General features: G+C 55.1%; 5 protein-coding genes. 3 read left to right on the forward strand and 2 right to left on the reverse strand.

Translation table 11 applies throughout. The annotated features are described in order from the left end of the window. Positions 1-29 precede the first annotated feature (29 nt). Positions 30-2,501, forward strand: coding sequence for a UvrD-helicase domain-containing protein (locus AC3IFE_RS28790; RefSeq protein ID WP_489193511.1), 2,472 nt, complete (start codon positions 30-32; stop codon positions 2,499-2,501). Between the two features lie 30 nt (positions 2,502-2,531). Here the strand turns inward: AC3IFE_RS28790 and AC3IFE_RS28795 are convergent, their stop codons facing one another. Beyond that, complete coding sequence (locus tag AC3IFE_RS28795) at positions 2,532-3,983, reverse strand: PIN domain-containing protein (protein WP_489193513.1); 1,452 nt, start codon at positions 3,981-3,983, stop codon at positions 2,532-2,534. A 106-nt stretch (positions 3,984-4,089) separates the two neighbouring features. Further along, on the reverse strand, positions 4,090-5,424 hold the full coding sequence (locus AC3IFE_RS28800) for a hypothetical protein (RefSeq protein WP_489193515.1): 1,335 nt from the start codon (positions 5,422-5,424) through the stop codon (positions 4,090-4,092). 614 nt (positions 5,425-6,038) lie between these two features. On the opposite strand from AC3IFE_RS28800, the gene AC3IFE_RS28805 reads away from it, so the two are divergent. Then, positions 6,039-6,584, forward strand: coding sequence for a hypothetical protein (locus AC3IFE_RS28805; RefSeq protein WP_489193517.1), 546 nt, complete (start codon positions 6,039-6,041; stop codon positions 6,582-6,584). After that, a partial coding sequence (locus AC3IFE_RS28810) for a hypothetical protein (protein ID WP_489193519.1) occupies positions 6,581-7,597 on the forward strand: 1,017 nt, incomplete at its 3' end. The genes AC3IFE_RS28805 and AC3IFE_RS28810, both read left to right, overlap by 4 nt.

Raw genomic sequence — 7,597 nt, forward strand, 5'->3', positions numbered from 1 at the left:
AACAACGAACTTCTACGTAAGGCGTCATCTTGTCCGAAGCTGATCAGAATGAATTCTTTTCGTCGGTGCCACTTGCTTCCAGCAAACACCAACCTTTCCGAGTACGACTCGTTGCATCGTTGCTCTCGCGAGCGTTGACGCGCCTTGGAGTGTTGCATGATCCTTCATTTGAACAGGGGCATGTAGCTGGCTATGCGAAGGGAAAGGGGGTAGGTGAGAAGGCTGGGCATAAGGCTGGATATGCGGAAGGGTTGGAAGAGGGTAAGCAGGTTTTGGAAGTCGTCGATCGGCGCAGTAAGGATTTTGCAAGACCGGGAATTGACAACAATCTGTTTGATAGCTGGTCCCTTCCGATCGATGAATCGCTCCGGCAACGCGTCATAGCAGACGTCCGGGCGAAGCTGCCGGCGTACAAGCAGCCTACTGACGATCAATGGCGAATGATCTTCAGTACGACGCCTTCGACCTGTGTTGTGGCGGGGGCGGGCTCCGGGAAATCTACGACACTGGTGCTCCGCATACTGCTACTGCATCACTATCTCGGATTCGAGCTGTCGTCGCTTACTGTCGTGACGTTTACGAACATGTCGCGCTGGGACTTCGTTGCGAAGCTGATCGAGACGTTTGCGCTTTGGGGTATCGACTTACCTTTCAAAGAGGCGAAAGACGTTGTTTGTACCTTTCATTCAAAGATTCTGACCTTCGTTCGAGGCTTGCCTGGGTACGCGAAGGTGAGTGCATTTGAGTTCGTCAAGAAGCGGGATAGTGTCGACGATGGCGAGGACGAAGATCGACTGCCGTTCGAAACTCGCCTGAACAGTCTGCAACAGGAGCTTTTGAACGAGACCTTCACCAAGCTGTACGCTGACAACGAAGCATTTCGTGCACTCGTCCAGATCCTGTACAGGCGCTCGTTGATCCTTCCGCCGGTTGAGCATGATGAGGAGGTGAAGAAAAAGCTTCGGCTGATCAAGAATGCTTCGGAGAATGACGTTGCCGTGATGGACGCAGTTGAAGCCGAATGGCGAAGCGCTGGTAAATGGCCGATCGCTGGCGTTACTGAGTGCCGCGAAGTCATCAAGGTCCAAGGGCGCACGTTTTACGTTCACGGCAGAATCACCGCTCTCGATATGCCCGTGATACTGATGCCTGACAAACTTCCAGGTTCGGCGTTCAGCAGGCCGGGAAGCAAATATCGACTGGGGCAGGAACTGGGGCTCAAGCAAACAATCTTCCGTGCTTGCTGCGACGTGCCTGTTGTCTGGCTTACTGAGCCAAACGCGACGGATGGTCTGCTGAGATGGTTGGCCGACGGCGCGAGTGCGCCTCCGGGATTCGAGTACCAAATTGCAGGCGAAATCAGGCCCGAGTCGCTGTTGCAGTGTTTTTTCTCGGCGGCGTCGTTCATTGAAAACCTAGGGCTTGACGTGCCTGCGACCGTCGGTCAGATGAAATTCACTTCGTCTGATCCGGATCGTTTGTTCTTCGAGGCTTTGGCGATTTTCTGGCCGGCATTCGAAAGTCACCTGGATGCTCAGCAGCCGAAAATCATGACATTCAATCGCATGTTCGCGCTGTTCGGAGAGCACTCACCAGCCAATTTGCGTCTTGTGCCAGGTCCGGTGTTGCGCACGATGTCGCACCTGATGGTCGATGAGTTCCAGGACATCTCACCGCAGATCGTGTCATGGGTTCGAGCGGTGTTGACCGAGATTCGACGTCGTGGCGCGGCGCTGCATGCTGGGCGCAACGCTATGCACAGCTCCTTGCTTTGTGTGGGAGACGACTGGCAATCGATCTATAGCTGGCGGGGCAGCTCGCCAAAGTATTTCCTCGAGTTTGAGGGCGAATTCGAATCGCCTGCCACGACGCAGGTGATGCTGAGCGAGAATTTTCGCAGCCACCAGTACGTTATCGATGCGGCCGAGCACATCGTTAGATCGGCGCCGGCGATTCCTGGTAAGAAGGCTCGATCCGCAGGCATTGCGGCGGCGGATCCTGTTCCGGTGGTGGTGCTTGATCGAAACGATGCGGCCCTCACGGAGCGTGTCCGCGAGCTATATGCTAGGGGGGACTCTGTCATGGTTCTATTTCGTCGAGGCGACGACGGAGAGGCGATGAAGCAATTGCTGGCCGACTTGATCAAAGTCGACAAGCGTCTTCCGGAAAAGAAGCAGCGTCTGAAGCTGCTTACCTACCATCGCTCGAAGGGGTTGGAGGCAGACGCGGTATTTCTAATTGGTGACTGTGTCCACATGACGGACTCACCGTACAAGAATCAGGCATATATCGCGGCAGGGCTGGGTGCCGACAACGACATTACGCCGTTCGACACAGCCCAGCGCCATGAGATTCTCCGGCTTGCCTACGTTGCTATCACGCGGGCAGCCCGCCAGTGTTTTTGGTTCATTGGCGCTCCCACCGGCGCTCAGGGGCGGCCGCGTGCATCAGCGTACATCCCCACTGACAGGCCGTATTTCCGAGACGAGCGCAAGCGATAGCGGGGCGTGGTTGGGGCGGTTGCCTGTTCTTCAGCGTAATCGGAATAGCTCTTCTCGAACTCGCTGTAGCGTGTTCCCACGCTCGATCTGAATGCGTACGGGAATGACGAGTTCGGTGCACGCGGGCAGGTTCGACGCATGCGCCGAACACCGAATGGCGCCGCTAGCAGTGTCTCCGGTTGTGGTATCGGGGCGGACGATGATCTCGAGGGTATGAGGTTCATGCTGATGCCGAAACGTGTCACACTCGAGCACCCATTCTCTAGATTTGCTAATTGGACGGGTATGTTTCCAGTACAAGCTATTCGGATCCCGACGTTCAATTGCTCGGCTGCCCGCTAGGCTAGGAATAAGACGGTCAAACTCGATTCCGAACGGAGTATTCCGGACGGAATGTATCTGCACGAATCGATCCATGAGATTCACGTATTTGCCGCTCGGCGGTGTAGGGACATCGGAGAATAGTGGCTTATTGTCGTCAGATTCCTCGTCGTCTTGCTTGGTATTCGGCACATCGAAGATGATTGAACCCTCGGTCCGACAGGAGAGCAAAAAATTCATTGCTGGTTGTCTCCCGACGTTTTCGATGGTGACAGTAAACTTCAGAAGCGATTCATTATTTAGCCTCTGATGGACGTTTTCCAATTCCGATTGAATCTGTCGCAGCCACTCAGGATAGGACTTTTTTTGATACCGTTCGATGTCTTCCGGCCTGGCGGGTTCCCACCGCTCGTGGGAGGTTGCGATTGCTGCAAAGCCGAAGTGTCGGCCGTTCTCACGCTTTGGCGGGTCTTGCGGGAAGTGGGTTTCCATCGGAAACAGCCTTTTCATGTCTTTCACCAAGAACTGGATCTCGGATCGAGTCAGAGCCGGAAACCAGATGGCTTGTGTCGAAATGCGATTGTCAGGGATATCAGGTAATGTGAATGTGAGCGCAGGATACTGGTTGGACAGCAGATCGATCTTCTTGCGTAGCTCCTCGATCGTTTTGTCGCGTTCGTCCTTCTCTGGCGGTAGCGCCCACTGCAACGGCGGACGGCGGAACGGCAGTGCCATCGACTTCGCGGTTGTAAGTGCGGGTGTATCGTTCGAAAGAAATGTCACCGTCGCATCAGGGCGTTGCTGCTGTACCCAGACGGCTTCTGCGATGATCTGATCGTCTGGGCTCTGCAAGTCAAGCTGAGGGAAGTCGTCGGCCTTCAGCTTCGGCATCAATAGTTCAAGGCTGATGGTGCAGCCCCTGGCCCGAGTCGTAATGCGGTTGTCAGCGGAATCGATAATCTGGGCAAATGTTGTCCATGCCTTCCGGGCTCTTGATGCGCGGCGGGCGTTTCCACCGTCCTTGTGACGGTCAATCTCTCGCTGCACGACACGGGGTACGGCAATTGTGATCTCGGAGTCACTGGTTGCCAACGACCAGTCGAGCTGATCGTAGTCTTTGCATTGCAGGAAGAAGTTCGTGTCTGGTACGAAGACGTGCATGGCTCTAGCTTATTACATTTTACAGCTATGGTTCTAGCGGAGCCACGTACGCTGGGTCAAATGGCATGCGCGCGTGGATCAATAACAATTCGATGGGGGGGGCGCCTCAAACAAGCGCGACTGAGTTCACATTGCTATCTGCATCAAAGGAGACGGCCATCCGAACCTTGCCATCCTTTTGCGCCAGTCGCTTCAGATTGAAGTTGATGCGATCCATGAGGGAATCGTATCCTGCGAACTCTTGCCTGGCTGTTCCGAGGAGCTGCTCCGTCATTGAAATCACATTGTTGCGGCGCTGCTCCAGCGTCTCCTGTTTATTCCATAGAGCGCGCGAAAGTAATTGATTGGCTTTGTCACGCAGCGTGATCATCGACCGCTCAAAATCGGCGGTTGTAGCGGGTGGTTGACTCGTCCAGGACTCCGGTAAGGAGTCTGTTTCCAATGGAGCGATGTATGCCTCGCAGAGGCGCATCAAGGCCACAATGCGGAGGACCAAGTTATGCTTCTCGAGGATGGTGCGAGCTGCGTCGGCATGCTGTTTGAGCGATTTATATGTGGTTTCTGTCCCGCCAAACGTATCCTGATCGTCTACATTCGCTACCCGTCTGTTGAAGGCCTCAACTTCAAGCCGAATCTGTTCGATCCACGCTGACACCTCACGCGAGATGGCTTCCATTTCGACTTTCTTTTCGCTACGGATCTCGTCGGGTGACGCCATCTTTTGGATCAAGGCCACGACACGACTCAGATAGTCGACAGTCCCAGTGAGCCTCGACTTGTCGTTGATATGCAGTTGCTCGCGAATGCCTGCGATCTCGTTTTTGATAGAAATGAGATTTCGACTGATATCGTCGAGATGCGACTGCGCTACGGCAATGCTCAGGAGTTGGAATGCTCCGGCGGCCATTTGCCTCACGCGACCACCTTCAAGAATTCGGCCATGACCGGCGATCTGTCCGTTGTCGACCCGACGCGCCATAGCGCGAGTCCCACCGCCGATTGCTGGCATGACTTCGAGTGTGCCCTCTGCCAGTTTGCGTTGGATATCCGGATCAAAAACTATCTCGACCGTCTTGTTCGGCAGACCGAGACTACCTTTGAACACGTCGGCGGCCAGTTGTCTTCCACGGGCGAGCGCTACGCCTTGTGTATCATCGAGAATCACTGCGTCAGACGGAAAGTGAGGGAGTTCCCGTGTATTGAACACCACGTTCCCCGTCGAATCGACGAAATCCAGATTGATGCCGAGCACCGATGACTCTGATAGCGATTGCTCCGAGACCGCAGTAGAAAGCGGCGTGACGTCGTCGGTGGCTTGCACGGTGGGCGCAAGCGTTCGATGGAACGCCGCTTTTGATCGGACGCGCGAGAACCAGTATCCGATACCCCCCGCAACTACGACGGTGCTCGCCGCAGCGCAATACGCCACAATTTCGTTCATTTTTTCCCCGAAGTGCTTGCCCGAATGACTTGGGCCTAGATAAGTTAGTAATCGTCGTCAAGCCAAGATTCTGTTTTTCGAGTTTGGCAGAAAATCGCTCACGAGGAAACCGACGGTTTCATGGACGTGATCGCTTTTTGCCGCGAATCACCGATCGAGTCGGGCGCATCGTATATTCGTGCGTTTCGAGGGGATCGGAGGCTCGAGAGTACTTCTGCCGCGTATGCAGGCGACGACGGTAGCCGATTGTGGTAGGAGATCACAATCGTTGGCGTGTGCGTTTTGTTAGAACTGGAAGTGATTGACAAAAAGAAGGACAGAATGCCGTTGTATCTCGATGAGGTCCTGACGATGCGGCCCTAATTGTACGCATCGCCTTGACTCCGGGTTCCTGTCGGCTGCACGTGTCATGCCTCAGTGCGTCGCGCAGCCAGGACATGTATGGGCAGGTCCGCAACACGCAGCGGCCCTGCCCGTTTTACGGCTGGTACACAGCGGGCTGGCCAGACTGGGGTCGAACCAATTATGACAATGTCGGATTTCTTAAATAAAAATATTTGACATTGTCAATTTATGGCCTAATATGATTACATGTGATCTCCTCAGGAGCGGGGATGCGTGACGATCTACATACGACGGTGGCCTTGCGACCACACTGGCGGAAAGCCGTGCGCGCGGTCGAAATGCCGGACCAGAGCGCAGCGGCGCTCGAAATTCATCGAGCTTCATGCCGCGAATGGGAGGACGGCGTGCGTGCGGAGTGGTTTGCGGGGCTTGTTCACCAAGTCGAGGAGGCTCGCTCGAGTCTGTTTGGCGTCGACAGCGTTCTTGCCGTTGTGGATAGCTTTGAGGTCAGCGCTAGCCGGCCGCTCGAGAGAAGTGTGTGCGAGGTCGCTCGACAAGTCGCTTATGGTGGACCGATAGATAAGCTGGAGCGTGTGGTCCAAGCCACTGTCATCAGCGACTGTGCGCGCCAAGGCATTGAGCACTGTGCGCTCAGTGTCGCCGATCAGTTTAACGAAGGGCAGAGCGTCCAACTAAGGCGCGCCATGACTAAACTAGCTGCCGAAATTGACTTTACTTCGGAGCCCGCTTCCCGTACGCGGAAGAAGCTGAGCAAGGACCAAGTCTTAGATCTACCTCTAGACATCAGTGTATGAAACAACAAGCTGCTGCGCGTGCCGATTCACCCTCGGCCTTTTTCCGTGTCGCCGATCGGCGCGTCCGAAAGTCAGCCAAGGTCCACGTAGTGCGTTTGGGCGACGACATCAAAGTGCGTCCGGATCGTCTTTCCGCGTATTGTTTTCGTCAATCGGATGGCCTTGCTCACGATCTGATGACACTGATTGGCGCAGTTAAATACGCTGACCGGAAGCTCATGCGTCACCACTCGAAGGGCTGGGAGCGTTATTTGCACATTGAGCTTCCTGTCTTCAGACTCAACATCTGGCTTCAACAATCGGTTCAAGACTCGCTCGTACATTGCCTGAACTACTTAACGGGGGATATATGGTCGTTCTCCTTCACGGAGCGTACGGGCCGTCCGCCGACCTTAGGACAATCCCCACTATCCGACATATCTCTGAGCAACCGGGATCTCCTGTTCGTTCCGTTCAGCCATGGGTTGGACTCTTACGGTCAAGTTCGTCTCTGGCAATGCGAGCATCCGGACACGGAAGTGGTCTGCGTTTTTGCTGATACCCATATCTCCGGCGTTGACCATGGCGACGGTTTGAACCGCAGAACGTCTGAACATATTCAGTATGTTCGGGTTCCGGTTTCCGTGAAGCCGATGCGGAGAGCTGAGCCTAGCTTCAGGTCGCGCCCGTTTATGTTTTATCTGCTGGCTGGCCTCGGGGCGATCGAGTCGGGAGCAAACAAGGTCATGATTCCCGAGAACGGTCAAGGGAGCATAGGCGGATCCCTAATCGTGACCGGGCATGAGGCGAAGCATCGGAGTTGTTACCCAGGGTTTACCGCGAAGCTGTCGCGTTTCGTCGAAGCATTGACGGGCAAACGCGTGAAGTTCTATCATCCGGCGCTTTTCAAAACGAAGGGAGCAGTCCTGCGCGCGCTTGCAGATGTTGGTGAGGATGTACGCGCAGTTCTAGCCAGACACCGCTCTTGCTCATGCGATGCCCGTAGCAGGACGGCTGAGGCGCAGCGGCGGGCC

Source organism: Burkholderia sp. APQ4-4ca (assembly GCF_057837105.1).

What these genes read in the sequence shown, in the direction of transcription:
- AC3IFE_RS28800 (WP_489193515.1), bottom strand. Translation starts at nt 5,424, where the DNA reads ATGAACGAAATTGTGGCGTATTGCGCTGCGGCGAGCACCGTCGTAGTT.
- AC3IFE_RS28805 (WP_489193517.1), top strand. Translation starts at nt 6,039, where the DNA reads ATGCGTGACGATCTACATACGACGGTGGCCTTGCGACCACACTGGCGG.
- AC3IFE_RS28795 (WP_489193513.1), bottom strand. Translation starts at nt 3,983, where the DNA reads ATGCACGTCTTCGTACCAGACACGAACTTCTTCCTGCAATGCAAAGAC.